Genomic DNA, 26,993 nt, shown 5'->3' with positions numbered 1-26,993 from the left:
GTTTTCCTTATTCGTATGCTTTGATTTTGCGCAGCGATCTTTTCAGAGCGCGCAAAAGAGGCTCTTTTTCATTTAAAATTTTTTCCTCCAACTCGGCGCGGCGATCGTTTAGCCGGGCGTCCAGAGCCAGCAGGTACGCAAACGCGACGCCGCTTTTATCGCTTGCTTTTTGATAGATCGCGATGAAATTTTGCCACACGCTGATATCTTGCAGCGCGCCGAAATCCTCGCAGGCGGTCTTGGTGCGTTTAAACAGCTCCCTGACGCAGCCTTCGTCAAAGCTTCTTGCAAAAATTTCAAGCGCGTATCGCAACCTCTTTAGCCCTATGCGCGCGTCGTGAAATGCCTGCAGCGATGAGCCTTGCTGCAAATTTTTTAGCTCCGCGCGCAAGCTTTTAATCAGCTTGCAGAGGCGGGCGGAGGCGAACTTTTTTGAAATTTTTTCATATTCGCTGCGCGCGTAGATGCCGTCCGCGCCGCTTAAAAAGCCGCTAATAGCGCCGTTTAAATCTGCAAATTCCGCGCTAGAAAGAAATTCTAAAATTTTATCCTCAGAGCGCTTTGCGATAAGATTTAGCTGCTGTAAAAAGCTCGCAGGCGCGTCGTCGGCTTTTAAAAACTCCGCAAAAACGTGAAGGTCTCGCAGCTGATTGCTGCGGCTCATAAATTCTGCGAGGAGTTTTAAAATTTCATCCTTTTTTTCAGCTTCGAAAAGCGGCGCGGACAGCTTCAAAACCGCTCTAAATTTACGAATCTGCACGCGCAGCTCGTGAAGAGCTTTGGGGGCTAGGCTTTTTTGATACTCGCCCTTTGCGGCACACGCCCTCGTCCACGCTAGCTCAAGCGCCAAACGCGCGAGCTTAACGCTGTCCGCATAGGGCGGCGCGAAAAATTTAACTCGGCTAAATTTTTTAAAAACGTTGCGGGCGTGCGCGAAATCAAGAGATCGCGGCGGGATGCCGTAGCGCGCCAGATAGCGGCTTTTGTAGCGGTAATCGTCGGTGATCTCGCAAAAATCGGTGCTGCCGAAGGTTTTTGCAAAATCAAAATTTGCGCTAGAGGGCTCGTCTTTAAATTTAGCCCGCAGCACCGCTAGCATATTTAGCTCGCCGCCGTAAAGCTCAAGCCAAAACTCCGCTTCGTCGCTGGCAAAGCCGTAGCGGTTCTTTTGCACGACGCGGGCGACCCTGCTTTTTAAAGCCTCTTTGAAATCATCTTTTGAAATTTTAAAATTTAGAGTTTGTCTGTCGAGATCCTCTTTTTTGTGATGCAAAGAGCACTCGTCGTTTTGGCGGATGTAGTAAATTTCAGGGTAGAACGAAGTATAAAACCAAGCGACTTTTACCTTGCGACATTTCAGCCCTGCACGCTCTAGCGTCTGCAGAATCGAATCGTCGCTCAATAAAAATTTACGCTTAGTTTGCATACCCGCTCCAAAAATAAAGTGGGTAATAATAGCAGAAAATTCTTTAAACTATCTACACTTTTCGCAGTCTTCGACCGTAGCCGTGATATTTAGCTTGCGGATGAAATTGCCAGCTTTGCGTTCGATGTTTTTCAAAACGTCCTTATTAAAGGCATCATCCATGAAAAGATCCGTGACGTTGCCGCATTTTTCGCATACGACGTGGATGTGCGGCATCTGATAAATGTCGTAGCGACTCTTTTTATTCGGCGCATTGACCTCGACTACGACCCCTTCGTCGAGCAGGGTGTTTAAATTTTTATAAACCGTCGCCAGCGAAATGGATGGATAGTCCTCTTTGATCCCCTCGTATAGGTCATCTATGCTTGGATGTTCGTGGCGATATAGCACCTTTAGGATGCATAATCTTTGAGGAGTTGCTTTCAAACCGCAAGTTTTGAGTAGTTCTACGTGGCTCATTTTTGTCCTTCAAAAAATTTTAAAGTGATATTATCAAATTTTACTTTAAACAAAGTTGATATTAACTAATACTTTTTATCACTTAATATTCGCTCGGTTAGAGTTTGGATATCCAAGCCCAAGCTGCGCTCCACGTCGGCGGTCTTGCCGTGCGGTAAAAAGATATCAGCAAACTCGAAGCTTACGATCTTTACGTCCGAAATTTCATTTTCTTGCAAAAATGCGCTTAAAATTTCACCGACGCCGCCCTTTTTGGCGTTGTCACTAAAGACGTACCAAATTTTATCCTTGCGAGCTAGGCTTCGCAAGAACTCGTCGTCCAAAGGCTTTGCAAAGACTAGATCTACGACATCCGCTTTGATCTGCCCTTCTAGCGCCTCAGCCGTTTTATATGCCCTACCTGCGCCGTTTCCGTAGCCGATGAGAGCTATGCGCGCGCTATCGCTGCGCTTTAAAAACACCGATTTTGCAAGCTCTACCGCAGACGCGCCGGTCTCGTCGCAGTCCAAGATAAAGCTTCCGCGTGGATAGCGTATCGCCAAAACCCCCTCATGCGCATAGGAGTACTCGATGATTCGTTTAAAGCTCGCCTCGTCCCGCGGCGCGCACATACTGATGTTTGGGATCGCGTTTAAAAAGCTCACGTCAAAGACCCCCTCGTGCGTCTCGCCGTCCTCGCCTACGATGCCTGCGCGATCCATCGCAAGGACTAAGCTTAAGTTCATAATCGCCGCGTCGTGGACGATCTGATCGAACGCGCGCTGCATAAAGGTCGAATATATCGTAACATACGGCTTAAAACCCTCGCGCGCCATCGCAGCCATCGAGCTTAGCGCGTGAGGCTCGGCGATCGCGACGTCCCAGAAGCGGTGGGGAAATTTCTCGATCAGTTTATCCATGCCGGTGCCGCTCGGCATCGCGGCGGTCACGCCCACGACGTTTTCATGCTTAGCGGCCAAATTTAAAAGTGCCTCGGCGTAAATTTGCGTGGCACTTTTGGCGGCGGATTTTTTCTTAAATTCTCCGCTTTGAATATCGAAAGGCCCTACGCCGTGCCAGCTCTCCAAATAGCCCTCCGCCTTGTCGTAACCCTTGCCTTTGATCGTCTGAGCGTGCACGACGACGGGTTTGCGCGCGCTTTTTGCCGTCTTTAGCGCCGATATGAGATCGGCTAGGTTGTGGCCGTCCACCGGGCCGATGTAATCAAGCCCAAGCTCCTCAAAATACATCCCAGGGATGATGAGCTTTAAGGAATTTTCAAAGCGCTTTGCCATATATGTCGCGCTCTGTGGAGCGTGGGAGAGCAGCTCTCTTACGTGGGATTTAAATTTTTGATAGGTCTCGCCCGCCATCGCTTGGCTTAGGTATTTGCTAAAGGCGCCGATCGGCTTGCTGATGCTCATTTTGTTATCGTTTAGGATGATGATGCAGGGCAGGCGTAGATCGCCGAGCTCGTTCATCGCCTCATAAGTCATGCCGCCGCTCATAGATCCGTCGCCGATTAAGACCACGGGAATTCTATCCTCGCCTTTGAGCTTGATAGCCTTTGCCGCACCTACGGCTAAAGAGATCGATGTCGAGGCATGCCCTGCCACGAAATAATCAAATTTACTCTCGCTAGGCTTCGTGTAGCCACTGATACCGCCGAACTGCCTAAGCGAGCCGAACTCCTCCCAGCGGTCCGTTAGAAGCTTGTGCGCGTAGCTTTGGTGGCTTACGTCGAAGATAAACGGATCGCTCGCGGCGTCGAACACGTAGTGCATCGCCACGATGAGCTCGACCGCGCCCATGTTTGAGCTTAGATGGCCGCCGTTTTTGCTCACGACTTCGATAATGCGCGCCCTGATCTGCGTGCAGAGCTCCCGTAGCTCCTCTAAACTTTTATTTTTAATATCCACTCAAAATTTCTCCCATTGCGTCTAGGACGCGGCTACTTTGCTCAGGCGTGCCGATCGTGATGCGCACGGCGTTTAGCCCGTAGCTTTTTAAATTTCTAATGATGACGCCGCGGCGCAGAAGCTGCTCGCAAAGCTCGCTACTATCTAGCGGCGGGCTAAGTTTGAATGTGATGAAATTTGCGTAGCTAGGGATAAATTCCAAATTTCGCTTGCGCGCAAAATCCTCGAAGCGGCTCATCTGCGCGGCGTTGTTTTGCAGGCTCTTTTGCACGAAAGCCTCGTCTTTTAGCGCCGCAATTGCCGCTGCGAGGCTTAGCGTCGTGATGTTAAAGGGCGGTCGCAGTTTATAAAGCGCGCTTATGATTACGCGCGGCGCGATGCCGTAGCCTACGCGCATACCGCCCAGGCCGTAGACCTTCGAGAAGGTGCCTAGATAGAGCACATTTTTAAAATTTTGAATTAAGAGCTTAGGATCAAGCCTCTTGCGCTCGTCTTTAAACGCCGCAAATTCGTTGTATGCGGCATCGATCACTAAAAGCGTGTCCTCATCCACGCTGCCAGCGAACTCATACACTGCCTCCGCATCCAAGCACTCGCCCAGCGGGTTGTTCGGCACGCACAAAAAGATGACCGAAATTTCATCCCTGTGCGCGTTATAAATTTTTAAAAGCTCAGCCAGATCGTGCTCCTGCGCGCTCGTTTTGTAAACTTTAGCCTCGCAGTGGCTTGCGTAGATGCCGTACATCGCGAAAGTGACGCCCGCTTGCAGTATCGCGCGGCGCGAATTGAGCTTGGCGTGCAGCGCAAACTCAATGATCTGATCGCTGCCCGCGCCGATGATGATATTTTGCGGCTCTACGCCGAATTTCGAGGCAAGCGCGCCCTTTAGCTCATACATCGAATCATCGGGATAAAGATGCGCACAGGCGGCGTTTTGCGCGATCGCCTCCTGCACCGCCTCGCTCGTGCCGAAGGGGTTTTCGTTGCTAGCAAGCTTTAACACGTCCTGCTTGTGGATACCAAACTCCCGCACCACAAGCTCGATCGGCTTGCCTGCTTCGTAATTGCTTAGATTTTCTACAAATTCGTTAAATTTCATCACTCCCCTCCGTTTATATAACTTCCCAGCCAGGTGATTTCGTGTCCGTTTTTCTGCGCGTTTTGCAGCACGCGCGCCACGCGCTCGTCGTCGATGTGTCCCTCAAAATCGACATAAAAGACGCATTTAAAATCTCTAAGCTTGACAGGGCGGCTTTCTAATTTGGTTAAATTTATCCCCTCGTTGCGAAACATCTGCAAAAAGTCCACAAGCCCGCCCGGACGGTCGTCGGTTTTGGCTAGAATGCTCGTTTTGTTGCGGTCGCTCTTTTGGTTTTTAAAGTCGCTCAGCACGAAAAATCGCGTACGATTGGCGGAGTTGTCCTCGATCTTTTGAAACATCATCGGCACGCCGTAAAGATCGGCGGCGATCTTGGAGCAGATCGCGGCGGAGTGCGGCGTGGCAGCCGCCATCTGCGCCGCAAGCGCGGTAGATTTGGTCGCGGTAAATTTAACGCCGCTAAGACCGTGATCGTCTAAAAATTTAAGGCACTGATTGTATCCTTGCGGATGCGAGAATATCTGATCCACCGTGCTTACGTCGTCGCAGTGGCTCGCAAAGCAGTGGTGGATATCCATATAAATTTCGGCGACGATCTTGACGCCCTCGTATTTTCGCAAGCAATCAAGCGTCGCTCCCACCGCGCCTTCGGTGTTGTTTTCGATCGGCACGACGCCGTATTTGGCCTCGCCGCTATCAAGCTCCTTAAAGACCGCCTCGATGTTCGAGAGCGGCAGATAGGAGCTTACCGCGCCGAAGCGGCTCTTGGCGGCTTGGTGCGAATAGGTGCCGAAAGGCCCCAAAAACGCGACTATCTGCGGCTTTTCTAAATTTCGCGAAACCGAGAAAATTTCAAAAAATATCGCCTCGATCGCCTCTTTGCTTAAATTTCGCGCCTTTCCGCCGTCCAGCCTGCTGATGATCGAGCGCTCGCGCTCCGGGCGGTAGATCGCGCTGCCCGCGGTCTGCTTCAGCTCGCCGATCTTTTTGACAAATCCCATGCGCTCGTCGATAAGGCGCAAAATTTCATCATCCAGCCTGTCGATACAAACGCGCAGATCATCGATGTTTTGCATCATAGCCCTCCTTTTGCTCGCCCTCAAATTTCTGCGCGGATTTTAGAAATTTCACGCCGCCTTTTTTGCTGCACGCTTTTAAATTTTGACCTCGCGAACTTAAAATTTCATCGCTTAGGATAGCTGCGCCGCAACTTCCGCACGCTAAGAGGACGCAATAAAATTCGTCGCAGCGGGATCTGAAATTTAAAGAGCCCAGATTAAAATTTAAAGCGGGGCTTTGTTTTGCCGTAAAATTTACAGGCGTATTTTGTTCAGATCTGAAATTTAAAGCAGCGGCGCGTTCAGGCTCGGAATTTAAAGCGACGGTGCGTTTAAAATTTAAGACCGTGCTTGCTACTGCGTTAAAATTTAAAGCCGCTGCGCGTTCGGATTTGAAATTTAAGATTGCGCCCTGTTTTGGACGGCTCGCCGCGCGGATCATACGAGATCCTTTTCGAGCGCGATTAGATCATCAAAGCTCTCGCGCTTTCTAATCAGGCGGTCCTGCCCGTCGTAAACCGCGATCTCGGCGGCGCGACAGCGGGTGTTGTAGTTGCTCGACATCGAAAAGCCGTAGGCGCCGGCGCTTTTGATCGCGAGCAGATCGCCGCTTTGTAGGCTAGGCAGGCTAACGCCTTTGGCCAAAAAATCGCCGCTTTCGCATATCGGGCCCACGACGTCGCAGAGGCTAGCTTCGCTTAAATTTACGCTTGAAATTTTTTCATCCGCGCCCGAACTGCTTGTCTGATCCGCGCCTCTGCCGCCTAAATTTACTTCGCTATCGCCAGCTTCATCTAAATTTATACCCTCCGAGGCGCTAACGATCTCGATGGCGTGGTGCGCGCCGTAGAGACTCGGGCGTATGAGATCGTTCATCGCGCCGTCTACGATGACGAAGCGCTTGCCGCAGTTTTGTTTTTCATAAAGCACGCGGGTGAGGAAGACGCCCGCTGCTCCCGTGATGAAGCGCCCCGGCTCGCACACGATCGTGACATCTAGACCGCTTAGGCTCTTTAAAATCCCTTGCGCGTAGTCGTAGAGCACGATCTGTTTTTCATCCTCGTAGCGGATGCCGATGCCGCCGCCCACGTCAAAAAATTTTATATCGATCTCAATGGCTCGCAGTTCGCGCAGTAGATCGCTTACGATCTTTGCGGCGTCGCAGATCGGCGCGATGTCCGTGAGCTGGCTGCCGATGTGAAAGTGGATACCGACGGGATTTAAAAATTTGCTCTTTTTGGCGTAGATATACATCTTGCGCGCGGTCTCGATGCTGACGCCGAATTTGTTCTCATTTAGCCCCGTGGAGATGTAGGGATGGGTCTTAGCGTCAACGTTCGGATTTACGCGGATGCTGATGCGAACGGGCTTATTTAGCTTTTGCGCGATCCGCTCCAGACGCAGCATCTCGGCTTCGCTTTCTAAATTTATCAGTAAAATGTCTGATTGAAGCGCAAACTCGAGCTCGCTGTCTTGCTTGCCGACGCCAGAGAATATGATCTTATAGCTCTTCGCGCCGATATACAGAGCGCGGCGCAGCTCGCCGATGCTGACGCAGTCAAAGCCGCTGCCCAGATCTGACAAAAACTTCAAAACGCTAAGGTTAGAATTGGCTTTAATCGCGAAGCAAACGAGCGACTTGCGCGCTGTGAAGACTTCTTTGAGCGCTATGAAATTCTTTTGTATCTCGTTAAAATCGTAAACGTATAAAGGGGTGCCGTATTTGCGGGCTAAGCTTGAATAATCCATAGAATTTCCACCGATAAATTTTGCGCCATTCTAACAAATCAAGGCTTAACGATGCTTAAAAACCAAAAATGCTGCAAAGCCTAATAGCGTTGTTATGGGCAAGATAATGCCAAGTTCTGGGATGATGACGCCGTTGAGAGAAAACCTAATTAACACGAAAAGCACGCCCCAAGCGCATAGCGTAGCGATAAAAAATCCAAAGCTTAGTAGCGCGAGATTAAAAAATCGCCCCGTAACGGGCAGGTAATAATACAGCACCAATACCGCCAAGGGCGCGAACAATGGAAAAAATATCATATTATAAAGGCTTGCTTTTATGGTGGAGATATTCACGCCTTGATGCGAAAAGGTACGGATCGAACGCAGAGCATCCCTGATCGAATATACATTACTCGTATCATAAACGCTTGCAATCGAGCTTGGATCAAAGCCCTTAAGCGCCTCGCTCTGCGCGCTAAGCTTACTTTTTAATCCACTTCCTCCAAGCTTAAGCTGCGCTGGTAAAGTCGTGGTATTTACGTCGCGCAGATGCCAAATTTTGCCTGCGTATTCGCCAGAGCTTGCGTGCGAGCGTGAAGCAACGGAGTTATCACCCATATCAAAGATCGTTATATCATTTGCGTTTTTGCCGCTTAAAGCCTTGATGTAGATATATTTACCCTCAAATTTCAAAAACATATCTCCCCCCGTAGGCGATAAATCGGTTAAATTCTTTTGAAATTTTAATGCGTATGCAAACGGGGTAGAATTTAAAGCTATAAAGCCCACAGTAATCGCAAGTGCGATCAAAAATGGAGGGATTATCAGAGCGTTTTTGCTAACCCCAAGCGCATAAAAGCTCACCAGCTCGTTGCTACGGATCATATTAAAGCCCATCAAAATAAGCGCAAAAATAAGACTTAGCGGCAGCGTGTAGCTAAGCGCGACTGCGGCTGTTAGGGCGATATATAAAAGAGCAGTATTTGCGCTTGAAGGAAAATCTTTGAGATTGGTAAGCACATCGATGCCTACGTAAAAGCACTCAAGGGCTATTAGAAGGATAAAAAAATACTTCAGATAGGAAAGAGCCGCGTATTTTACGTATAACTTCACACCCTAGCCTTTTTAATCGTAAATTTTTGCGCGATCTGCTCTATATCCGAGCAAATGAGCTCCTCTACCGCGCGCGCGACGTAGGGCAAAATTTCGCTCAACTTCTCACGCTCGCTTTCGTTAAAATTTCCGAGCACGAAATTTGCCGCATCCTGGTCCTGCCGTTTTTTGCCCACGCCGATACGCACGCGCTCGTAATCTGCACCGATTAGCGCGTCGATCGATTTGATGCCGTTGTGCCCGCCGCTACTGCCGCCTTTTTTAAATTTAACGGCGCCCAGATCCAAATCTATATCGTCGTGCACCACGATGATGCGCTCCGGTTTGTAAAAATCGTTCGTCGCCTTTACGGAGTTGCCGCTTAAGTTCATAAAAGTTTGGGGTTTTAAAAGAAGAAGCGAGCCCTTTTTAAAGAGCTCGCCTTGAAATTTAGACGAGCCGAGCTCGCTAAAGCCGCCCGTCTTTAAAATTTCGTCGATTAGCATAAATCCGACGTTGTGTCTAGTGTCTGCGTATTTCTGAGCAGGATTCCCAAGTCCTGCGATCAGTATCATAGGCACCCCTATTTAGCCGAAGTAACTCCGACTACCGCTACCGAGCCTTCTAGGATGATGTTGACGCCCTCTTTTACCGGGATATCGCGGATTAAAAGAAAATCGCCTACGTCAAGATCGGTCACATCCAGCGTAAAAGCGTTCGGTAGGTCTTTGCCGGCGCATTTTACGGCGATACGGCGCTTGGATTGCACCAAAATACCTTTGTTTTTTAGCCCTTTAGCGATGCCAGTTACTTTAACCGGCACTAAATATTTGCTTACGACGTCATCCTGAACTACTCGCAAATCTACGTGAGTTAGGGTATTTGTGACGGGGTGCTTTTGGTATTCTTGCACTATAACGCGATATGTCTTACCACCCACGCTAACCTCGAAAGGAAGATCTTCTTTTGCGCGCATAGCCTTGATAAAGTCGTTTACTTTAAACGCTGCGTTAATATTTTCAAATCCTTTCGCATAAATATTAGCGATTAGATAACCATCTCGTTTTAGGGATTTTGAAGCCCTTTTACCGATACTATCTCTAACGATACCTTCTAACATTAGGTTTCCTTTGTGAAAAAATGAAGCGTGATAATAGCTAAATGTTGCTTTAAATCTATTTAAGCGCCACGATGAAACTTAGAAGTAAAGCCGCACGGAATTTAGCCGATTAAATTTACGCTAAATCATGCGAACTCAAGACATACTCGTATATGCACGGGCAAACGAATAGAATTCTGCCTGAGCGGCGGCAGGCAGAATTCTTTAAAATTTTAAATTGCAAAAATTTAGAATTTTAAAATTTATGACTTAGCGGATCTCTTTTAGCTGTACGACTTCGCCGGCGAGCATCTCTTCGGCGCTCTCTCCGGATTCTGCCGCCAAATCCCTTTTTTTGGCAAGATCAACGTTTTTGATCTGCAGATCGAGGTCGTTTCGCTTAGAGGCCTTATCCAGCGCCTCCTCGCGGGTAATGACGCCATCTCTATAAAGATCGAGCAGGTGCTGATCGAAGGTCTGCATGCCGTAGGTGTTGCGACCGTCGGCAATCGCGTCAGGAATTTCATCGTCACGCGCATCAAGTATCATATCCTTAATACGCGTGTTTTTGCGTAGAATTTCAACGACGGCTACGCGCTTGCCCTCGACAGTACGGGCAAGGCGCTGAGAGATGACCGCCTCTAGGACGGATGCTAGCGTCATTCGGATACGCTCCTGCTCGGCCTGCTCAAACATCGCAATGATTCGGTTTACCGTCTCTTTCGCATCGATGGTGTGCACCGTCGAAAACACTAAGTGGCCCGTTTCCGCGGCGTGAAGTGCGGTCTCGATCGTCTCCAAATCGCGCATCTCGCCCACAAATATAACGTCCGGGTCTTCTCTCAGCGCAGCGCGAAGCGAATCTGCGAAGTTATTGCAGTCCTCGCCGATAGCGCGCTGATTGATGATGCATTTATCGTCTTTAAATACGAACTCGACGGGATCCTCGATCGTAACGACGTGGCTGGTTCTTTGCCTATTTATACGATTTATCATACTTGCGATCGTTGTCGTTTTTCCGCTTCCCGTAGGTCCCGTAAGTAGCACGACGCCGCGCATAGCCGTGTCACAAATATCTTTGATCGAAGGCGGCAGACCTAGATCGTCGATCTCTGGAATTTTAACCGGTATCGTTCGGAAAACCGCGCTGATACCGTCGATCTGAAAGAAAATATTAACGCGGAAGCGATAATCTTCGTTTAGCTTATAGGTAAAATCCACGCTCTTCTTCTCGATAAGCTCAGGAAAGCGCGTGATGAGAAGCTCCTTAGCTAGCGTCATCGCGTCTTCTTTCAAAAATGGCGTTTTGCTGAATTTTACTAGCTCGCCGTGGATACGACCTCTGATAACCGCGCCCGATTTAATGTGAAGGTCGCTACCGCCGTTTTGGATTAGAAATTCCAAATATTTATTTAGCCTATCTCGCTGCTTAAAATCCAGCGTAGAAGCGTCAACTTGATACTGCGAATAATCTATAGAACCCGCCATCATTTCTCCTTTTTAAGTGTTTTTATTATCTCTTTAAATGCTTCTTCAAAGACCACTAATCCGTCATCCAGCAGCTTTTTATATGCCTTTTTCATATCGATCTTCGCATCCGCTACGCGCGCGAAAAAATGCTCTATCTCGTCATCGCTCGGCGGCATTTTGGGTTTTTGATCGCCGCTTATAAAAGCCTCTATCGTCTCAAGCGGCGCGGTGTTTACGCAGCCCGGATACATTAGCTCGCTTACGTAGTAATCCTTTGGCAGATCGTCTCCTTTTACGCCCGTGCTCGCAAACAGCGGTTTTACGTAATTTAAATTTTCTTTAGCGATGATATTGTAGCATTTTGAAGCGTTCATCGTGCCGATTTTGCCGGTAGGAAGGCCCGCCGCAGCCATTTTTTCATCCAGTAACCTATCGAAGCGGCTAACGAAGATGCTAATTACGGTTTTTGGTAAATTTGCCTTTGGAAAGTAGCGACGAAAGCCTGCGATCCCCTCTTTTATCGCCTCGATACATTTTGCGGTCTGCTCCGGCGAAAAAACCAAGGTCGCGTTTACGCTGATTCCCTTTTTTAGCAGATCACGCATCGCTTCGTAGCCTGCCTTGGTCGCGGGGATTTTGATCATAACGTTTGGCATGCCGATCGTGCCGTATAAGTGCTTGCCCTCGCGGTACATCGCCTCGGCGTCGTCTGCGAAATATGGATCAACCTCGATACTTACAAAGCCGTCATCGCCGTTGATAAAATTTTTAAGTAGGCTCTCCGCCGCGCTTCTGATGTCTGCGGTGGCTAAAATTTCATACAGCTTTTTAGGCTCTTTTTTTCTAAATTCCTCTTTGGCCGCATCGTATGCCGGGGAGCTTAGGATCGCGTTTTTAAAGATCGCGGGATTGGAAGTAGCGCCGTTAATTATCCCTTTTTTGATCAGCTCGTCGAAATCTTTATCGATAAAATCGCGCTCCAAAAAGTCGCACCAAAGGCTGAAATTTAGGGCTTTATCATACATATTTCATAATCTCCTTCAAATCCTTTTTTTCAATGCAGACGCTCGCGTGCTCTTTTAAAATTTCATTCGCGCAAAAGGCGATTTTAAGTCCCGCTTCGCGAAACATCGAAACGTCGTTCGCGCCGTCTCCCACGCACATTACCTCGCTCGTCTCTAGACCCATCAGCGATTTAAGCTGTGCAAGCAGCGCGCCTTTTGAGTATCCAAACATCATCTCGCCGCCGAAAAGCCCGGTTAAAATTCCGTTTTTTTCATGCAGATAGTTCGCAAAGCTCGCGTCAAAACCTAGTTTTTTCTGCGCGGCGTCCGTGGCTAGATGAAATCCGCCGCTAAAGACAATCACTTTTATGCCTTTGTTTTTCAGATACGCGATGATCTCGCTAGCGCCGCAAACAAAAGGCAGGTTTTCTGCGATAGCTTTGGCATCGCTAAGCTTCATTCCCTTTATCAGCGCCACTCGCTCGCTAAGGCTCTCGAAAAAATCAAGCTCGCCCGCCATCGCACGCTTCGTAATTTCGCTGACTTGTCGCTGCGTGCCCATTTTAGCGGCGAAAAAACCTATCGTCTCGCCATCCATCAGCGTAGAATCAAAGTCGAAAACACAAAGCTTTATCATAAATATCCTCGCAAAAATTTAGGAATTATAGCTAATTTAAGTTTAAGTTTTTTGGAATTAGCATAAATTTTTCGCTTTTTGCGACCTCGTAAATTTTGCTCCCGGCCCCGAATGAGCATAAATTTATATATTTTTTTTCGCCAAAATATAAAATTTCATCTTGATGGTAGTGCCCCTCGATGATTAAATTTGCCGCGTAAAAATCGATCTTAGGCGCGATTATATCCTTAAAATTTGGCATTTTTCTGTAGAGGTTTTTCCCCTCTTGTGATTTTAAGATCGTCTTTGAAATTTTAAATTTTAAAGCGCGATCGAGCAGGTCCATAAATTTCAGAAAAGTTCTATTTCGCAGCGAAAGCAGCGCAAACTGCGTCAGACGCGGCAAAAACAGATCGCCGTGCGCGATCTGCACCGCCTCGTCGCTCTCGTAGATAAATTTAACGGGCTGCGCGGCGTTTGGATAAACTATTGCGCGGGGGAAAATTTCGCGCAGATTAAAATCGTGGTTGCCCTCGAAGTAAAAAATTTCGCATTTTCGCGACAGCTCGTTTATTAGCGCGATCTCCTCTTTGTAGAAGCGCTGCACGTAGGTCGTGTTTGCCAAAAAATCAAACATATCGCCCATCATAAAAATTTGGGGTGGCGGCGTAGGCTCAGCCTTCAGTGCGCGCAGAAATTTCAAAAATTGCGGTCTGCTCGCGCCCGCGTGCGCATCGCCGATAAAGATCGCGCCCGGTTTTATCGCCTGAATTTGATTATTTTGCATCTAGGCTCCCGCGCGTAACGGCTTTTGCGAAAAAGTTCATCGCTTAAATTCCGTGCGCGATACGCGGCAGTGCCGTAGCTTCGGCGAATCCGCACATTAAATTTGCATTTGCGACCGCCTGCGACGATGCTCCGCGCAAAAGATTATCGATCGCCGAGTTGATCCAAATTTTATCGCCCGCAGTTTTTACAAAAATATCGCAAAAGTGCGTTCCTGCGACGTTTTTTATACTCACGGGCTCGCTACGGACGCGCACGAAAGGCTCGTTTTCGTAAAATTCCCGCAGCACCGCCTCTGCGTCCACGCTCTTTTGCAGCACGCCAAACGCGCTAACCAGCATTCCGCGCGTAATCGGCAGCAAATTCGGCACGAAAAGCGTGCTAAATCCGCCGCCTCTTAAAATTTGCAGCTGCTCCTTGATCTCGTCTGCGTGGCGATGCGAGATCGGCGAGTAGGCGCCCGCGTTTTCGTTTACGCTTACGAAATGGCTGCTTGCTTTAAGAGCCTTACCTGCGCCGCTTACTCCGCTTTTTGCGTCGATAAATACGCCGAGGGCGGGATCGAGTAGCCGCACAAACGGCGCGAGCGCCAAAATAGAGCAGGTGGGATAGCAGCCCGGGTTTGCCGTAAGGCGGGCGGCGCGGATCTTTTCGCGATTTAGCTCGGGCAGTCCGTAAACGGCGTGGGCTAAATTACGAGGGTCTAAATGCGCGGTGTAATTTTTCTCGTAAAGCTCGCGGCTTAGGCGGTAATCAGCCGATAGATCGACCACTTTGACGCTTTTAAATTTTAAAATTTCGCGGGCAAATTCCATCGCTTTTTCATGCGGCAGCGCCAAAAAAATAAGATCGCATCTTTGCGCCGCAACGCGAGCGTCCGCGGCTTCTACGGGCATCTGCAAAACCCCGCGAAGTTGCGGGAAAATTTCGCTTATCTCGCCCTGCGCTGAAGCGCCCAAATACGAAATTTCAAAGCCCGGGTGGGAAAGTAGAGCCTTAATCAGCTCAAGCCCCGTATAGCCGCTAACGCCGATGATGCCTACTTTTTTCACGCTAATTCTCAAATTTAATCGGCTTGTATTCGACGCTTAGAATTTCCACATCGCGTGTGCCTGATGGTAGCTGAAGCACCACCTCATCACCCTCGGCTTTGCCTAAAAGCTGGCGCGCAAGCGGCGTATTAATATTGATGAGCTTGCGCGAGATGTCCGCCTCGCTAAGCCCTACGATCGTGTAAACCTCCTCCCGCTCGGTCTCCACGTCCATAAAGGTAACGGTAGAGCCAAATTTTACGCGGTCGTGCTCGTAGGTCGAAGGATCGATGATCTTTGAGCGAGAGACGATGTCGCTAAGCTCGGCGATGCGCGAGAGCAAAAACGCCTGCTCTTCGCGCGCTGCGTGGTACTCGGCGTTTTCTTTCAGATCGCCGTGTCCGCGCGCGATGTCGATCTGCTGCACGATGTGAGGCAGCTTCACGCTCTGAAGCTCTTTGAGCTCGGAGGTGATCTTTTCATATCCGTAAAGCGTCATTGGTTCTGTCGTCATAATCTTCCTTTCTTTTTATCAAATTATATAAGCTTTAGCCTTAAAATTTTAGCTCGCGGGCTGCGTTAAAATTTTTGCCACGTTTTCGCTGGAGCCGAATTTCAGATAATCTCGCAGCTTCTCGCTCGCAAGTTTAAATTTCGCGGCGTCGCAGCGCTCGTATGCGGCGAGTAGGTTTTGCGTGCCTACTTCGGATTGCAAAAGCTCCTCGTGCAGAGGCTCCTCGCCCAAAAAATCAAAAATAATATTTGCAAGCCCCACGTGCTTTAGCTTTACGAGCTTTCGCGCAAGCCAAACGTCAAACGCGCGCGCTTTGTAGCACAGCACGAACGGAGTGCCGATGAGCGCTGCTTCAAGCGTTGCCGTGCCCGAGCAGATGAAGGCAAAATCGCAATCCTTAAGCGTAGCAGGAGTATCGTTTACGATGCTAAAGCCGTCCGGAGGCCCGTAAATTTCATCTCTTTGATCCATCAGATGCGGCGGGATTATCAAGACTCGCTCGCTATTTTCAAATTTAGGCGCAAGGGCTCTAAAAATCGGCATCAGTCTTGAAATTTCAGCTCTGCGTGAGCCCGGCATAAAGGCGATCTTGTCCTGTTTTTCGTAGCTTGTTTTTTGGAATTTTATCTCATCAAGCAGCGGATGTCCCACGAAAGAGTATTTTGCGGTTTTAGCGCTTTGGCTGCTTTGGTGCGTGGCATCCTCTTTCGGCGCAGCATCTTTATCTTTTGCTTCTTGTGGTGCAGCGCCTTTATCTACCTCGTAGTCCGCGCCGAAAAATTTCGCCTCAAAAGGCCAGATGGAGAGCAGATTGTCGCAAAATGCCTTCAGCTTCTCCGCTCTGCGCGGCTTCCATGCCCAAACCTGCGGCAGGATATAATATGAAATTTCCGCGCGCGCGCCGCTTTCTTTGATCGCGCGAGCAAGCGGCAGATTAAACGCGGGCGAGTCGATCAAAAGCACGCGATCGCACTCCGCCGCAAGTCGCGTCATCTGCGCTATCGCACGCTTGGCTTTTAAAATTAGCGGCAGAATTTCTATAAAGCCCATCGCCGAAAATTCGCTGCTTTTGTATATCGGCGAACCCAGCTTTTCATCGAAAATTCCGCAAATCTCGCAAGCGGGATCGAGCCTTTTAAGATGCGCTAGAACCTCTTTGAAATGCAGGTTCGCAGAGGGTTCTAGGCAAGAGATTAAATATTTCAAATTTGGCCTTTTGAATTTTTGTTAATTATAGCAAAATGTGCTAAAATTAAGCCGACAAAGGATTTAAGATGAGAAATTTTAAAATTTTAGCGTTATGCAGCGCGTTCGCGATGTTGCTGGGCGGTTGCGGCGCGGCTAAATACCAAAAGCGTCAAGTCACCGAGGATCCCGCAGTAACAGCGCGTTTTGAGGCGCTTAGTAAGCTAGGCTCGCCCGCACTCGTCGCTAAAGCCGCAGCTAGCGAGATCGCAGCAGACGTAGGCGGCGCTAAGCCCCATGTTAAGGTCGCGCAGTTTGCCTTCCTCGAAGAAATTAGCGCACAAGGAAGTGATCTGATCTATGCCTACTCGCTAAGCCCTGGCTGGGCGAGCCTGAAAAGCTCCGATCGGCAAAAATATCTCAAATTGCTAACCAAGGATATTACCGAAAATGACTGCAACGCACCTAGTACGCGAGCTTTATTGCGAAGCGGAGTGCGTGAAGTGCACCGATTTTTCTACGATTATCCGAGCTCGCACCTACTTGATTCGCAGGTGAGCGAGGAGATATGCCGCAAAGCAGGGTTATAGATAAGTCTAGCGTAATTTTATGCCGCGGATTTACATCGGCGCGAAAGCAAAATTTCGTGGTGTAAAATTTTACGATAATTTAAAAGACAAATTTTGCAGCGAGTTGCGGAGTGCGGTCGCAAAATTTAATTTAAGAAATTTCGAAAGTGAAATTTAGGCGATGAAATTGCGTGTCAGGCTATAAAAAGCTATAAAAATTTGTAGCGAAAAAAGATAAAATTTCGTAGTAAAAAGACGGAATTTTTCTATGAATTTTGCGATCTAAGTTTCGTGATGGAATTTTTGCGAAAAAATTTGGCACGATGAAATTTTATGCCACGCAAGCTAAATAGCAATTTTTGCATAGTAAAGAATTAAGCGCTAAAATTTTACAGACAGAATTCCGCTCTGATAGGTCTGTCGTGAAATTTTAGCTAAAGAGAGAATATGAAAGAAATTTTAATCACCAATGACGATGGATTCGAAGCGCGCGGGCTTTTGGAGCTCGCGAGCGCGCTAAGATCGGTCGCAAACGTCACCATCGTAGCGCCAAGCTCAGAAAAATCGGCATGCTCGCACTCGCTCACGCTCACGCGCCCGCTTAGATTTGTAAAGCTCGACGACGGATTTTTCAAACTCGACGACGCTACGCCCGCAGACTGCGTGTATTTGGCGCTTCGCGCGCTGTATAATCGCAAGCCCGATCTTGTGATAAGCGGCATAAATCACGGCGCCAACGTCGCGGAGGACGTGACCTATTCAGGCACCTGCGGAGGCGCGATGGAGGGGGTTTTGCAAGGCATTCCCGCGCTTGCGGTGAGCCAGTTTTACGTCGCGGATTCGCTGCAGCGATACGGATTTGATCTCGCGTGCGAGCTCGCGGTGGAATTGGTCGAGAAAATCTTTAATAAAGGCTTTCCTCTGCCGCCGAAGCAGTTTTTAAATTTAAATGTCCCTGCCGTCTCAAAGCAGGATTTTAAGGGGCTTTCGGTTGCGCCCTGCGGCGAGAAGCTCTACGATACCGACGCGCAGCTAAACCGCAATCCGCGCGGAATTGAGTATTATTGGCTCGGTAAATCCACGTTCGACTTTGATGCGAGTAGGAACGAAAACAGCGACATTTCGGTGCTTTTTGAGGGGCGGGCGACGCTAAGTCCGATCAAGCTAAATTTGACCGCGTACGAGCAGATGAGAGCGCTAGAAAGGTGGATGAGAAACAATGAGTGAGGTCGTAATAGACCGCTTTTCGCGCTCGCGCCTGCTTTTCGGCGAGGATTTCGCAAGGCTGCAAAACGCTAAAATTCTAATCTGCGGCTGCGGCGGCGTAGGCGGAGCGGCGATAGAGGCGCTATACCGCAGCGGCGCGGTAAATCTAAGTGTGATTGATTGCGATCGCTTCGAGATCACTAATCAAAACCGCCAGCTTGGAAGCGAGCACGTAGGCGAGCTAAAATGCGAGGTTTTCGCGCGCAAATTTAAAGGCGTAACGCCGATCGCCGCTAGGATTGATGAGGAATTTTTATCGAAATTTGATCTGGCAAAATTTGATTTCGTAATCGATGCGATCGATGACGTGGGCGCTAAGATCGCGCTTGCGCTGCGCTGTAGCGAGGCGGGCACGGGCTTCATAAGCTCGATGGGCGGCGCAAAGAGGCTCGATCCCGCTAAAATCGAAATCCGCTCAATTTGGCGGACGCAAGGCGATCCGCTCGCGCGCAAGATCAGATATGAGCTGCGAAAGCGCGGCTTTGCGGGCGATTTTGACGTCGTCTGCTCAAGCGAGCCGCCGCGCGTCAAATCGATGGGTAGCTTCATGGGCGTTACCGCGAGCTTCGGGCTTTTCATCGCAAGCTACGTCGTGCGTAGGCTGATAGGCGAGCGATAAATTTAAACACTTAAAATTTTATAGCGTTTCGGCGCACGGCTCCGTCTGGTCGGGTTTTGCGGTTAGATTTTATATATTTTGAGCTTGTGATGATCTGAGCGCGCTTAGCATGCGGTACGACGCAGCCGGTATTTCGCAGTGCGTGTACAGTTAAAATTTAAAACGGCAAAAGTTAAATTTTACCCATCGACGAATATAAAATTTACTCGGCGCGAAGGCGGAATTTCATTTGCCGCGAATGATAAAAATTTTATCCGCAAAGATCGGCGCGGGCTTGCGTGCGAGATGAAATTTAAGGACCACGCAAGCTACGCACGTAGGTCAATGTATACGGCGCGCAGTTTTAACAAGCGCAGATAGCAGCCTAGGATTAAAAATCTAAATAGGCGGGTCGCAAGCTTGCTCGTGAGTGAAATTTAAGCAAGCTAAGTTTGTGCAGCCGTCCTTTGCGGCGGATTTTCATAGCAGTGCGATTTGAAATTTTATCGCGACTTTGCGCTTTTTGATGCAAAAAGAGGCGCGCTCAGGCAAGCAAAACCTAGTGCGCATCAGCCGCCGCGTAGCGCCTAAATAGCGTAAAGCGTAAGCAAGGCTCAAGCAAACGCAGCGGCAAGCTTACTTCTAAATTCCATTTTTTACCGCTCGCAAAAAGCGGAATTTAGAAATTTAATTTAAAGGAGCAGCGATGAATGAAATTTTTACACGCACGAGCGTGCGGAATTTTACCGAAAAAATGCCGAGCAACGATCAGATCGAGCTCGTGCTAAAAGCCGCGATGCAAGCCCCTAGCGCGGGAAACCAGCGCTCATGGGAATTTTACGTAGTACGCGACCGCACCACGCTTACGCTACTTAGCAGCGTCGGCACCTACGGCGGCTGCACGAAGGACGCGCCGCTTGCGATCGTGGTCTGCACGCGTAAAAGCGGCTTAAAATTCCAGCCCTACGCTCGCTACGACTGCGCTTGTGCGGCAGAAAATCTCTGGCTAGCGGCGCACCATTTGGGGCTTGGCACTACGTGGCTGGGCGTAGCGCCCGATATTTACGCAATGGAGCGCGTAAGAGAAATTTTAGATCTGCCTGGGCATTTAGAGGCGTTTTGCATTATGCCTTTGGGCTTTCCGTCTCGCGTCACAAAGGCGCACTCGCGCTTTGAGCCCGCTAAAATTCACTTCGTAGGCTAGAGATGTTTATTTCACAGAGTAAAATCGACGATCTTATCGCTAGCGACGGCGCGTTTTTGGACCTTACGACCGAGCTTTTGCAGGACTTCGTGGATCTAAACGCGCCCGCGCGGCTTTCGATCGTAACGAGGCAGGATCTGATCTTTAGCGGCGGGGGGATCGCGCGCGAGGTAGTGGCGCGCTTTGGTTGCGAGACGCAGCAGCTAGCGCGTGAGGGAAGCGCATTTTGCGCGGGGGATGAAATTTTTAGCGCGCGGGGGAGCTTCGAGAGCCTACATAAAGCTTGGAAGATCGTTCAGATCGTGTTTGAGTACTCCTGCAAAATTTCAACCTACGCACACGAGATGGTTGCGCTGATGCGAGAAGTTAGTCCGCGCTGCGTGCTGGGTGCGACCCGCAAGAGCTTTCCTTTTGCGAAGGAGCTTTGCGTAAATGCGCTGATCGCGGGCGGCGGAACGATGCACCGCCTGGGGCTGCACGACAGCGTCCTGTTTTTTTCAAATCATATTCGCGCGTTTGCAAGCTTTAGCGAGTTTTGCGCGCAGATCGCTAAATTTAAAGAGCGCGCGCCCGAGCGAAAGATCATGATCGAAGTGGCGAGCGAGCGCGAATTTAGCGAGCTTTTAAGTTACGCGCCGGATGCGATAATGTGCGATAAGATGAGCCCTGGCGAGCTTAGAGCTTGCGTTTTGAGGCGAGATGAAACGGCGCCGCAGATTAAAATTTGCGCCGCTGGCGGCATAAATAAAGCTAACTGCGCCGAGTTTGCAGCTACCGGCGCGGACGTGCTCGTAAGCTCGGCGGTTTGGAATCAGGGCGTGTGCGATCTTAGCGGAAAGATAAAGTTTATCTAAATATTAAATTTTAAATTTAAGGCGCGGCGTGCTAAGCCAAGGGATAAAAAGCGCGATTTATTAATAAATAAGAGTATATTTTGTAGAATTCTTAAAATTTCAAAAAAAGGATTTTCATGAAAAAAATTGCTTTTATTTTGGCGCTTGCGGCAAGCGTTTCGTTCTGCGCGGATCAGCTGATAATCGCAGCCGGCGGCGGGCACAAAAAGCCCGTCTCGGCCGTGATCGAAAATTTGAAAAAAGAGGGCATGGACGTGGCGGGATCGTTTGCAAACCTCGGCCAGCTCGTCATTCAATCGCGCGAGAATAAAATTTCATTCATCGTGGGCGACGAGGCGTTTTTGAAAAAAAGCGATCTAAATATCACTAAATTTGAACGCGTCGGGCGCGGCACGCTAGTTTTGGTGACACCGAAAAATATCAAAATAAACGATGTTTCAGAGATTGCAAAATTCGATAAAATCGCGATGCCAGATCCTAAAAAGGCGATTTACGGTATCAGGACGAACGAGTTTTTGCAAAACACCAAGATGGACGCGGTAAAAGATAAAATTTTAGCCGTCGCGGGCGTGCCGCAGGTGCTCGCTTACGTCATCAACGGCGAGGTGCAGGCGGGCTTTATCAACAGCACCGAAGCGGTCGCCAAAAAAGATGAGTTCGGCTCGATCATCTACATCGACGAGAGCCTCTACAGCCCCGCATACATCGGCATCGCAAGGCTTAGCGCGTGCGGCGAGCAGGCGCTTTGCGAAAAGGTGATGAAGGAGTTTAAGTCGGATCGCTCAAAAGAGATTTTTTCAAAATTCGGCCTTAAATGAGCGACATCGCTTGGATCGCGCATCCTTTGCTTTTAAGCGTCAAAGCCCTGTTTTGCAGCTTTTTGCTACTGATTTCAATAGGGCTAGCAATCTCGTATTTTTTAGCTTTCAGCAAAGCTAAATTTAAAAAAATCGTCGAAATTTTAGTGATTTTTCCGCTCATCTTCCCGCCGATCGCGACGGGATTTTTGCTTCTTTATATCTTCGGAAAGAGCGGATTTATCGGCTCTGCGTTAAATTTAGGCATCGTTTTTAACTTCTCTTCATTGGTAATCGCCGCATTTTTGGTGGGGTTACCGCTGTTTGTAAAGCCCGTATGCGCGAGCTTTGAGCTGTTTCCGAAAAGCCTAATCGAAGCCGCGCAAATTTTGGGCAAAAATAGAGCTCAAATTTTCCTCTTCGTCATCCTTCCTAGCTCGCTTAAGACGCTCGGCTCCGCGCTTATTTTAGCGCTCTCGCGCGGGCTTGGTGAAGTGGGCATCACGCTGATGCTGGGCGGAAATATCGTGGGCAAGACCGATACGTTAAGCCTTGCGATCTACAATGCCGTGTATGACGGCGAGAACGAGCGGGCGCTGATTTTAAGCCTTTTGCTCGTGATTTTCAGCTTGATTTTATTCTTCGCGATAAACCTTTTAGATAAAAAGCGAAATTTATCTAAATAAGAAAAATTATTTTTTAAGTATTTTTGGATAAAATTACACTCGTATTTCATTTTAAAGGATTTATCATGAAGAAATTTCTAATTTCATCAATTTTAGTCGCAAGCGCCTTGATCGCTCACGAGCACGGCGATATGCAAAATTTTGACCCTAAGACGGGCAAGCACCTCGTCATCGCGATGGAACAGCTGGGTGAGAAGGGCAACGTAACCGTCGGCGAAGTCGTAGCGGTCGAGACGAACTACGGCGTGGCGTTTTTCCCGAATTTAAAAGGTCTTGCTAGCGGCGCGCACGGCTTTCACGTGCATCAAAACGCCGACTGCGGCGCGACCGAGAAGGGCCTAGGCATGAAAGCGGGCGGCCACTGGGATCCGAGCGATACCAAAAAGCACTCGTTTGCTTGGGACGATAGCGGCCACAAGGGCGATCTGCCTGCGCTTTTCGTCGATGCCGAGGGCAATGCGGTCTATCCGGTGCTAGCTCCGAAGATCAAGAGCCTAGATGAGCTAAAAGGCCACTCGCTGATGGTTCACGTAGGCGGCGATAACCACAGCGACCATCCGAAGCCGCTCGGCGGCGGCGGCGCTAGAATGGTCTGCGGCGTTATAAAATAGGCTTCGTTGCGGATGAAATTAATCATCCGCAATCTCTAAATTTAGCAGCCCTGCGGTTAAATTTACGCGATGAAATTTCGCCGTCTGCAGCGCCGAGATACGCCCGCTTTGCCGTTAAATTTACGAATGGCGGGCTTTTAATGCAATCTATGCAGTGCGAATTTATGCTAAATTTACGCGCTGCGCCCCCTCCCACTTAAATTTTAAAATTTTAACTCCGTTTGCGCGCATTGTGCTTCTGCTTTGTTTTGCTGTAGCTACAGCGTAAAATTTTCTAAATTTAAATCAAAGCTTTAAATTTACGACGCCGAGTTATTTTGACGGTGCGGCTTTACTTAACTTTTTCTTCACGACTTTTTCCTACAATCACGCTAACTTTCACAAAGGAGAGAGAATGAAAAAGATTGTTTTAGCAAGCGTTTTAGTCGCTGGCATGCTGTTCGCCGCAGATTTTAGCTCAAGCACCCCCGAGCAGATCAATGCCGCAGTCGCGGGCGCCGACGCCAAGAGCTTAAGCGAAGCGGCATTTGAGATCGATAAGCGCGCGGGCGAGCTAAGAGCGCAGGCAAGGGATCTCAAGCTCGGATTTAAAACGGAGCTTAAAAAGAAACTGGACGCTATGAGCGTCGAGGATCGCGAGAAATTCCTAGATGAGTTTAGACAAAACTATAACGCTCAGGCGGGCAAGCTAAGCGTAGAGCAGGCAGATAGGCTGGATATTGAGCTTAAGGATCGCGGTAATTTCGGCAAATTTAAAAGGCCCGCTCACGGGTTTGGTCCGCACAGATCGCAGGCGGCTCCAGGAGAGTGCGGTCATATGCCGCATAAAGGAATGGGCGGCGGCGCGGGTCCGGCAATGCCGCCAAGAGGCGAGATGCCGTGCAATCAAAATGCTGGCGCCGCTCCGTGCCCTATGGCGCAGTAGTGCCGCCTGCGCGCAAGCTACGTAGTTCCACGCAGCACTTGCGCGGAATTTCGTTTTATCGAAACATGGCGCGAGAATTTGAACGCGGAATTTTAGCTTGAAATTTATGCGGTGTGAAAATTTTATATCGTGAAATTTTAGTTTCTTGCGCTGCTCGGCGTGCCGCACGAACAATAATACTAGGCGAGCAATCTTACAAACCTAAATTTAGTAAGCATACTTTTGAGCTAAGACGCGCTGTTTCGCTGCGATAAAATTTTGCCGCGAAATTTTGCAATTAAATTTTACGCGGAATTTCACAGGGTATAATTTCAAAAATTCTACGCAAGGAAATGAACTATGGCAAGAGTTTTGATCGTCGAGGACGAGGGGATGCTGCTAGACATGATGTGCACCTATATGCGCGGCGCGGGGCACGAGGTAAGCGGTAGCAAAAGCTATGACGAGGCGCTCTCTTTAGCGTACGAAAAGAGCTTCGATCTGTGGATCTTCGACGTCAAAATCATCGGCGGCAGCGGCTTTGCGCTACTTCGCGAGCTGCGCGAGGCCGGGCGCGCCGCACCGTGTATTTTCACGACATCGCTAAATACTCTGCAAGACGTCGAAAGCGGCTTTAGAAGCGGCTGCGACGACTACCTCAAAAAGCCCTTCGAGCTAAAAGAGCTGGCTCTGCGCGCGGATAATCTACTAAAGCGCACCTTTGTCCACAACGCCGCCAGACGCGAAAATATCGGCGGAAGCTTTAGCTTCGATATGGCTCAGTGCGCGCTATATCATGCAGACAGGCTCGTGCCGATGCCGCAAAAGCAGGCGAGGCTTCTTGCGCTGCTTCTAAAAAACCGCGATAAGCTCCTTAGCAAAGATGAAATTTTCGCCGCGCTGTGGGACTACGACGAAAGCCCGAGCGAGCTTAGCCTGCGCGTTTATATCGCCGGGCTGCGAAAAATTTTAGGCAAAGATCGCATCATAAACGCTTCCAAACTCGGCTACAAATATATTTAGGAGCGCGCCGTGTCCAAAATGCGTCAAATTTTACCGATTTTTTTACTCTACACTCTTACTAGCGTCCTGTTTTTAGCGCTGGTAAGCAGCATATTTTACGAGCGGGAGAAGTTTTTTATCACGGATCGCGATGCCTTTGCGATCAGGGATTTTAAACACGGCTTAGAGGCCAAGCTCGCGCGCGGCGGGCGATTAAACGAGAGCGATTTTGACGCCATGCAGGCATACGCGGTGGATCTGAATAGCAGCGATGAGATCGCGCGGGATTTTGAGCCGAAGGATGACGCACCGCGCGTGTATATGGAGGGGACTAGCAGGATTGAGCAGTTTAATCTCACCGGCAAGGACGGCACGGAGTATTACATAGCGATCAAAACGGAGGCGCTTGAGGGCAAGCTAGCGGCGCTGAAGCTTAAAATTTTAGCCGCGAGCGCGCTTGTTTTGGCGCTTATTTTGCTGATCGCGTATTTTATCATCCGCCTTTCGCTACGCCCGCTTTACGAAAAGATCGAGTTTCTTGACGGCTTCATCCGAGACACGACGCACGAGATAAAAACCCCGCTTAGCGTGATTTTGATGAGTATCGAGCTTTTTGAAACCGAACCGAAAAAATATCTGGGCAATATCAAGACGGGCGCAAATACGATAAACGCGCTGTTTGAAGACCTAACCGCGCTAAGCTTAAACAAAAGCGGCAGCGGGCGAGAGGTAAATTTAGGCGAGCTGGTGCAAAGCCGTATCAGGTATTTCGGCATCGCTGCGGAGCAGAAGCGAATAAGCTTAAGCGCCAATCTGCGCCCGGTAGCCTTTTGCGCAGATGAGTTTAAGCTACGAAAAATCATCGATAATCTGCTTGGCAACGCGATAAAATATTGCGACGAGCTCGGCTGCGTCGAGGTGAGTCTGCGCGAGCGTTCGCTTCGCATCAAAAACAGCGGCGCAGGCATCGCGCAGCAAAATCTACCGCATATTTTTGAGCTTTACACCCGCTTTGACGAACGTAACGGCGGCTTTGGCATCGGGCTTTTTATAGTGAAAAAATACTGCGACGAGCTCGGGCTTAAAATTTCGTGCAGAAGCGAGCCTGGAGAGACGGAGTTTCGGCTGGAATTTTAACTTTACCCAAATGAAATTCTGCGCGAACGAAATTTTAGCAGGCGGGCTTGCTAGGCTTAACCGCGTGGGTTTAAATTTAGCTAGCGATTCAGTTCGTAAAAATTTGCGCCAGAGTATAATTTGACGGCGGAATTTGTGCATGCAATTCGGTCGCGTCCGCAAAATTTCGCCCGCCGGCTTGCAGAATACAAAGCGTAAAATTCTACAAAATTTCCTGAAACTCCATATGAACTCAGGCAAGATTGCGGCGGCTAGGGATAAAATTTGCAGTAGCTTAGATAAAATCGTGCGCGACAATCGGCAAAATTTCGTGAAAATTTCGCGGCGCGCGTTAAGTTCGCCCTTGCCCTGCTATCTCATACATGCCGTATTCATAGCCCGCACAAAAGGCACGCATTTTGGGTTTTGATACTCGAACGGAAGCTATCCCGCTTCCCATTCTTGCCGCTCGGCGAGTTGGCGCGGACTACACGCGGGTAAATTTTAAAATTTAGATAAGCTCTGCCCTGCCGAAGCAGAGTAGAGCTTATCTAAAACGGACGACGCAGCTATTTTAAGCGCATAGCCGCCCTTTAAAACGCACGCCGATCCTTTTTAAAACGCGCGGCAAATTTTAAAATTTACGCGGGGTCAAAGAGCAAACGAGACAAAAGAGGCTAAATTTGATCATCTCTCGCTGGGCGCTCTTACGACCTCCGCGCTATCCGCCGCCTGCTTAAATTTTATCATTTCTCCCCTAGCGGCCAATAAACGATCGGCTTGGCTCCGAGCCTTGCTTCGCCGTGATACATGCCGAGCTTATCTTTCGTCCACGCAAAGCCTGTGTGTGCGTGCTTATCGATAAAGATGCCGCCGAGCCCTTTGCCTATTCCCGTATTATGCGGGTGCTTTTGCAAGATG

30 protein-coding genes are annotated in these 26,993 nt (G+C 49.1%); 11 read left to right on the top strand and 19 right to left on the bottom strand.

Annotated features, from left to right (window positions below; genetic code table 11):
• Nucleotides 1–7: 7 nt before the first annotated feature.
• The 17 genes from Q0537_RS02410 to Q0537_RS02330 form a co-directional block, all read right to left on the bottom strand.
• Nucleotides 8–1,426 (bottom strand): CHAD domain-containing protein, encoded by a 1,419-nt coding sequence (locus tag Q0537_RS02410; RefSeq protein WP_299224801.1) that lies wholly within the window; start codon nucleotides 1,424–1,426, stop codon nucleotides 8–10.
• 48 nt (nucleotides 1,427–1,474) lie between these two features.
• Nucleotides 1,475–1,885, bottom strand: coding sequence for a Fur family transcriptional regulator (locus Q0537_RS02405; RefSeq protein ID WP_299224799.1), 411 nt, complete (start codon nucleotides 1,883–1,885; stop codon nucleotides 1,475–1,477).
• Nucleotides 1,886–1,950: 65 nt separating this feature from the next.
• On the bottom strand, nucleotides 1,951–3,783 hold the full coding sequence (gene dxs, locus Q0537_RS02400; protein ID WP_299224797.1) for a 1-deoxy-D-xylulose-5-phosphate synthase: 1,833 nt from the start codon (nucleotides 3,781–3,783) through the stop codon (nucleotides 1,951–1,953).
• Entirely contained in the window at nucleotides 3,773–4,882 is a 1,110-nt protein-coding gene (gene hisC, locus Q0537_RS02395) for a histidinol-phosphate transaminase (RefSeq protein WP_299224795.1), read from the bottom strand. Before hisC ends, dxs begins: the two co-directional genes overlap by 11 nt.
• The gene (pheA, locus tag Q0537_RS02390; protein ID WP_005869547.1) at nucleotides 4,882–5,958 is read right to left on the bottom strand and encodes a prephenate dehydratase; all 1,077 of its coding nucleotides are present in this window, start codon (nucleotides 5,956–5,958) and stop codon (nucleotides 4,882–4,884) included. Before pheA ends, hisC begins: the two co-directional genes overlap by 1 nt.
• Nucleotides 5,942–6,382, bottom strand: a complete 441-nt coding sequence (locus Q0537_RS02385) for a hypothetical protein (RefSeq protein ID WP_299224793.1) — start codon at nucleotides 6,380–6,382, stop codon at nucleotides 5,942–5,944. The genes pheA and Q0537_RS02385 overlap by 17 nt, the downstream gene beginning before the upstream one ends.
• Nucleotides 6,379–7,689 (bottom strand): diaminopimelate decarboxylase, encoded by a 1,311-nt coding sequence (gene lysA, locus Q0537_RS02380; protein ID WP_299224791.1) that lies wholly within the window; start codon nucleotides 7,687–7,689, stop codon nucleotides 6,379–6,381. Before lysA ends, Q0537_RS02385 begins: the two co-directional genes overlap by 4 nt.
• Nucleotides 7,690–7,734: 45 nt before the next feature.
• Entirely contained in the window at nucleotides 7,735–8,781 is a 1,047-nt protein-coding gene (locus Q0537_RS02375) for an LptF/LptG family permease (RefSeq protein ID WP_299224789.1), read from the bottom strand.
• Nucleotides 8,778–9,335 (bottom strand): aminoacyl-tRNA hydrolase, encoded by a 558-nt coding sequence (gene pth / locus Q0537_RS02370; RefSeq protein ID WP_299224787.1) that lies wholly within the window; start codon nucleotides 9,333–9,335, stop codon nucleotides 8,778–8,780. Before pth ends, Q0537_RS02375 begins: the two co-directional genes overlap by 4 nt.
• A gap of 8 nt (nucleotides 9,336–9,343) precedes the next feature.
• Complete coding sequence (locus Q0537_RS02365) at nucleotides 9,344–9,880, bottom strand: 50S ribosomal protein L25/general stress protein Ctc (RefSeq protein WP_299224785.1); 537 nt, start codon at nucleotides 9,878–9,880, stop codon at nucleotides 9,344–9,346.
• A gap of 249 nt (nucleotides 9,881–10,129) precedes the next feature.
• Nucleotides 10,130–11,347: a PilT/PilU family type 4a pilus ATPase gene (locus Q0537_RS02360; protein WP_298785727.1), complete on the bottom strand. Its 1,218-nt coding sequence runs from the start codon at nucleotides 11,345–11,347 to the stop codon at nucleotides 10,130–10,132.
• Nucleotides 11,347–12,354, bottom strand: coding sequence for a transaldolase (locus Q0537_RS02355; RefSeq protein WP_299224783.1), 1,008 nt, complete (start codon nucleotides 12,352–12,354; stop codon nucleotides 11,347–11,349). The genes Q0537_RS02360 and Q0537_RS02355 overlap by 1 nt, the downstream gene beginning before the upstream one ends.
• Entirely contained in the window at nucleotides 12,347–12,970 is a 624-nt protein-coding gene (gene serB, locus Q0537_RS02350) for a phosphoserine phosphatase SerB (RefSeq protein WP_299224781.1), read from the bottom strand. Before serB ends, Q0537_RS02355 begins: the two co-directional genes overlap by 8 nt.
• A gap of 31 nt (nucleotides 12,971–13,001) precedes the next feature.
• Nucleotides 13,002–13,736, bottom strand: coding sequence for a metallophosphoesterase (locus Q0537_RS02345; RefSeq protein WP_299224778.1), 735 nt, complete (start codon nucleotides 13,734–13,736; stop codon nucleotides 13,002–13,004).
• Between the two features lie 43 nt (nucleotides 13,737–13,779).
• Complete coding sequence (gene argC, locus Q0537_RS02340) at nucleotides 13,780–14,787, bottom strand: N-acetyl-gamma-glutamyl-phosphate reductase (protein WP_299224776.1); 1,008 nt, start codon at nucleotides 14,785–14,787, stop codon at nucleotides 13,780–13,782.
• A 1-nt stretch (nucleotide 14,788) separates the two neighbouring features.
• Complete coding sequence (gene greA, locus Q0537_RS02335) at nucleotides 14,789–15,280, bottom strand: transcription elongation factor GreA (protein ID WP_177388511.1); 492 nt, start codon at nucleotides 15,278–15,280, stop codon at nucleotides 14,789–14,791.
• Nucleotides 15,281–15,328: 48 nt separating this feature from the next.
• Complete coding sequence (locus Q0537_RS02330; RefSeq protein WP_299224774.1) at nucleotides 15,329–16,486, bottom strand: lipid-A-disaccharide synthase; 1,158 nt, start codon at nucleotides 16,484–16,486, stop codon at nucleotides 15,329–15,331.
• A 68-nt stretch (nucleotides 16,487–16,554) separates the two neighbouring features.
• On the opposite strand from Q0537_RS02330, the gene Q0537_RS02325 reads away from it, so the two are divergent.
• From Q0537_RS02325 to Q0537_RS02290, 8 genes are all read left to right on the top strand, one after another.
• A complete protein-coding gene (locus Q0537_RS02325) occupies nucleotides 16,555–17,055 on the top strand; it encodes a hypothetical protein (RefSeq protein WP_299224772.1) in 501 nt (166 codons plus the stop codon).
• 426 nt (nucleotides 17,056–17,481) lie between these two features.
• Nucleotides 17,482–18,261: a 5'/3'-nucleotidase SurE gene (gene surE / locus Q0537_RS02320; RefSeq protein ID WP_299224770.1), complete on the top strand. Its 780-nt coding sequence runs from the start codon at nucleotides 17,482–17,484 to the stop codon at nucleotides 18,259–18,261.
• Nucleotides 18,254–18,919, top strand: a complete 666-nt coding sequence (locus Q0537_RS02315) for a tRNA threonylcarbamoyladenosine dehydratase (RefSeq protein ID WP_299224768.1) — start codon at nucleotides 18,254–18,256, stop codon at nucleotides 18,917–18,919. Before surE ends, Q0537_RS02315 begins: the two co-directional genes overlap by 8 nt.
• A gap of 685 nt (nucleotides 18,920–19,604) precedes the next feature.
• On the top strand, nucleotides 19,605–20,102 hold the full coding sequence (locus tag Q0537_RS02310) for a nitroreductase family protein (protein WP_299224767.1): 498 nt from the start codon (nucleotides 19,605–19,607) through the stop codon (nucleotides 20,100–20,102).
• Between the two features lie 2 nt (nucleotides 20,103–20,104).
• Nucleotides 20,105–20,956: a ModD protein gene (gene modD / locus Q0537_RS02305; RefSeq protein ID WP_299224766.1), complete on the top strand. Its 852-nt coding sequence runs from the start codon at nucleotides 20,105–20,107 to the stop codon at nucleotides 20,954–20,956.
• Between the two features lie 116 nt (nucleotides 20,957–21,072).
• Entirely contained in the window at nucleotides 21,073–21,774 is a 702-nt protein-coding gene (modA, locus tag Q0537_RS02300) for a molybdate ABC transporter substrate-binding protein (RefSeq protein WP_299224764.1), read from the top strand.
• A complete protein-coding gene (locus Q0537_RS02295) occupies nucleotides 21,771–22,439 on the top strand; it encodes an ABC transporter permease subunit (protein WP_299224762.1) in 669 nt (222 codons plus the stop codon). Before modA ends, Q0537_RS02295 begins: the two co-directional genes overlap by 4 nt.
• Nucleotides 22,440–22,504: 65 nt before the next feature.
• Nucleotides 22,505–23,050 (top strand): superoxide dismutase family protein, encoded by a 546-nt coding sequence (locus tag Q0537_RS02290; protein ID WP_299224760.1) that lies wholly within the window; start codon nucleotides 22,505–22,507, stop codon nucleotides 23,048–23,050.
• 22 nt (nucleotides 23,051–23,072) lie between these two features.
• On the opposite strand, the gene Q0537_RS02285 is transcribed toward Q0537_RS02290, so the two are convergent.
• On the bottom strand, nucleotides 23,073–23,246 hold the full coding sequence (locus tag Q0537_RS02285) for a hypothetical protein (protein ID WP_299224758.1): 174 nt from the start codon (nucleotides 23,244–23,246) through the stop codon (nucleotides 23,073–23,075).
• Between the two features lie 198 nt (nucleotides 23,247–23,444).
• On the opposite strand from Q0537_RS02285, the gene Q0537_RS02280 reads away from it, so the two are divergent.
• The 3 genes from Q0537_RS02280 to Q0537_RS02270 all read left to right on the top strand — a co-directional run bounded on the left by Q0537_RS02280 (nucleotide 23,445) and on the right by Q0537_RS02270 (nucleotide 26,093).
• Nucleotides 23,445–23,975: a DUF1104 domain-containing protein gene (locus Q0537_RS02280; RefSeq protein WP_299224756.1), complete on the top strand. Its 531-nt coding sequence runs from the start codon at nucleotides 23,445–23,447 to the stop codon at nucleotides 23,973–23,975.
• 339 nt (nucleotides 23,976–24,314) lie between these two features.
• Complete coding sequence (locus Q0537_RS02275; protein WP_299224754.1) at nucleotides 24,315–24,977, top strand: response regulator transcription factor; 663 nt, start codon at nucleotides 24,315–24,317, stop codon at nucleotides 24,975–24,977.
• A gap of 18 nt (nucleotides 24,978–24,995) precedes the next feature.
• Nucleotides 24,996–26,093, top strand: coding sequence for a HAMP domain-containing sensor histidine kinase (locus tag Q0537_RS02270; RefSeq protein ID WP_299224829.1), 1,098 nt, complete (start codon nucleotides 24,996–24,998; stop codon nucleotides 26,091–26,093).
• Between the two features lie 725 nt (nucleotides 26,094–26,818).
• On the opposite strand, the gene Q0537_RS02265 is transcribed toward Q0537_RS02270, so the two are convergent.
• A complete protein-coding gene (locus Q0537_RS02265; protein WP_299224752.1) occupies nucleotides 26,819–26,989 on the bottom strand; it encodes a hypothetical protein in 171 nt (56 codons plus the stop codon).
• Nucleotides 26,990–26,993: the final 4 nt, after the last annotated feature.

Source organism: uncultured Campylobacter sp. (assembly GCF_938017775.1).
Lineage (GTDB): Bacteria > Campylobacterota > Campylobacteria > Campylobacterales > Campylobacteraceae > Campylobacter_B.
The sequence above is the reverse complement of the archived record's forward strand: the minus strand, read 5'-3'. Positions and strand labels throughout refer to the sequence as shown.

What these genes read in the sequence shown, in the direction of transcription:
- Q0537_RS02410 (WP_299224801.1), bottom strand. Translation starts at nt 1,426, where the DNA reads ATGCAAACTAAGCGTAAATTTTTATTGAGCGACGATTCGATTCTGCAG.
- Q0537_RS02405 (WP_299224799.1), bottom strand. Translation starts at nt 1,885, where the DNA reads ATGAGCCACGTAGAACTACTCAAAACTTGCGGTTTGAAAGCAACTCCT.
- hisC (WP_299224795.1), bottom strand. Translation starts at nt 4,882, where the DNA reads ATGAAATTTAACGAATTTGTAGAAAATCTAAGCAATTACGAAGCAGGC.
- pheA (WP_005869547.1), bottom strand. Translation starts at nt 5,958, where the DNA reads ATGCAAAACATCGATGATCTGCGCGTTTGTATCGACAGGCTGGATGAT.
- Q0537_RS02385 (WP_299224793.1), bottom strand. Translation starts at nt 6,382, where the DNA reads ATGATCCGCGCGGCGAGCCGTCCAAAACAGGGCGCAATCTTAAATTTC.
- lysA (WP_299224791.1), bottom strand. Translation starts at nt 7,689, where the DNA reads ATGGATTATTCAAGCTTAGCCCGCAAATACGGCACCCCTTTATACGTT.
- pth (WP_299224787.1), bottom strand. Translation starts at nt 9,335, where the DNA reads ATGATACTGATCGCAGGACTTGGGAATCCTGCTCAGAAATACGCAGAC.
- Q0537_RS02365 (WP_299224785.1), bottom strand. Translation starts at nt 9,880, where the DNA reads ATGTTAGAAGGTATCGTTAGAGATAGTATCGGTAAAAGGGCTTCAAAA.
- Q0537_RS02360 (WP_298785727.1), bottom strand. Translation starts at nt 11,347, where the DNA reads ATGGCGGGTTCTATAGATTATTCGCAGTATCAAGTTGACGCTTCTACG.
- Q0537_RS02355 (WP_299224783.1), bottom strand. Translation starts at nt 12,354, where the DNA reads ATGTATGATAAAGCCCTAAATTTCAGCCTTTGGTGCGACTTTTTGGAG.
- serB (WP_299224781.1), bottom strand. Translation starts at nt 12,970, where the DNA reads ATGATAAAGCTTTGTGTTTTCGACTTTGATTCTACGCTGATGGATGGC.
- Q0537_RS02345 (WP_299224778.1), bottom strand. Translation starts at nt 13,736, where the DNA reads ATGCAAAATAATCAAATTCAGGCGATAAAACCGGGCGCGATCTTTATC.
- greA (WP_177388511.1), bottom strand. Translation starts at nt 15,280, where the DNA reads ATGACGACAGAACCAATGACGCTTTACGGATATGAAAAGATCACCTCC.
- Q0537_RS02325 (WP_299224772.1), top strand. Translation starts at nt 16,555, where the DNA reads ATGAGAAATTTTAAAATTTTAGCGTTATGCAGCGCGTTCGCGATGTTG.
- surE (WP_299224770.1), top strand. Translation starts at nt 17,482, where the DNA reads ATGAAAGAAATTTTAATCACCAATGACGATGGATTCGAAGCGCGCGGG.
- Q0537_RS02315 (WP_299224768.1), top strand. Translation starts at nt 18,254, where the DNA reads ATGAGTGAGGTCGTAATAGACCGCTTTTCGCGCTCGCGCCTGCTTTTC.
- Q0537_RS02310 (WP_299224767.1), top strand. Translation starts at nt 19,605, where the DNA reads ATGAATGAAATTTTTACACGCACGAGCGTGCGGAATTTTACCGAAAAA.
- modD (WP_299224766.1), top strand. Translation starts at nt 20,105, where the DNA reads ATGTTTATTTCACAGAGTAAAATCGACGATCTTATCGCTAGCGACGGC.
- modA (WP_299224764.1), top strand. Translation starts at nt 21,073, where the DNA reads ATGAAAAAAATTGCTTTTATTTTGGCGCTTGCGGCAAGCGTTTCGTTC.
- Q0537_RS02295 (WP_299224762.1), top strand. Translation starts at nt 21,771, where the DNA reads ATGAGCGACATCGCTTGGATCGCGCATCCTTTGCTTTTAAGCGTCAAA.
- Q0537_RS02290 (WP_299224760.1), top strand. Translation starts at nt 22,505, where the DNA reads ATGAAGAAATTTCTAATTTCATCAATTTTAGTCGCAAGCGCCTTGATC.
- Q0537_RS02280 (WP_299224756.1), top strand. Translation starts at nt 23,445, where the DNA reads ATGAAAAAGATTGTTTTAGCAAGCGTTTTAGTCGCTGGCATGCTGTTC.
- Q0537_RS02275 (WP_299224754.1), top strand. Translation starts at nt 24,315, where the DNA reads ATGGCAAGAGTTTTGATCGTCGAGGACGAGGGGATGCTGCTAGACATG.
- Q0537_RS02270 (WP_299224829.1), top strand. Translation starts at nt 24,996, where the DNA reads ATGCGTCAAATTTTACCGATTTTTTTACTCTACACTCTTACTAGCGTC.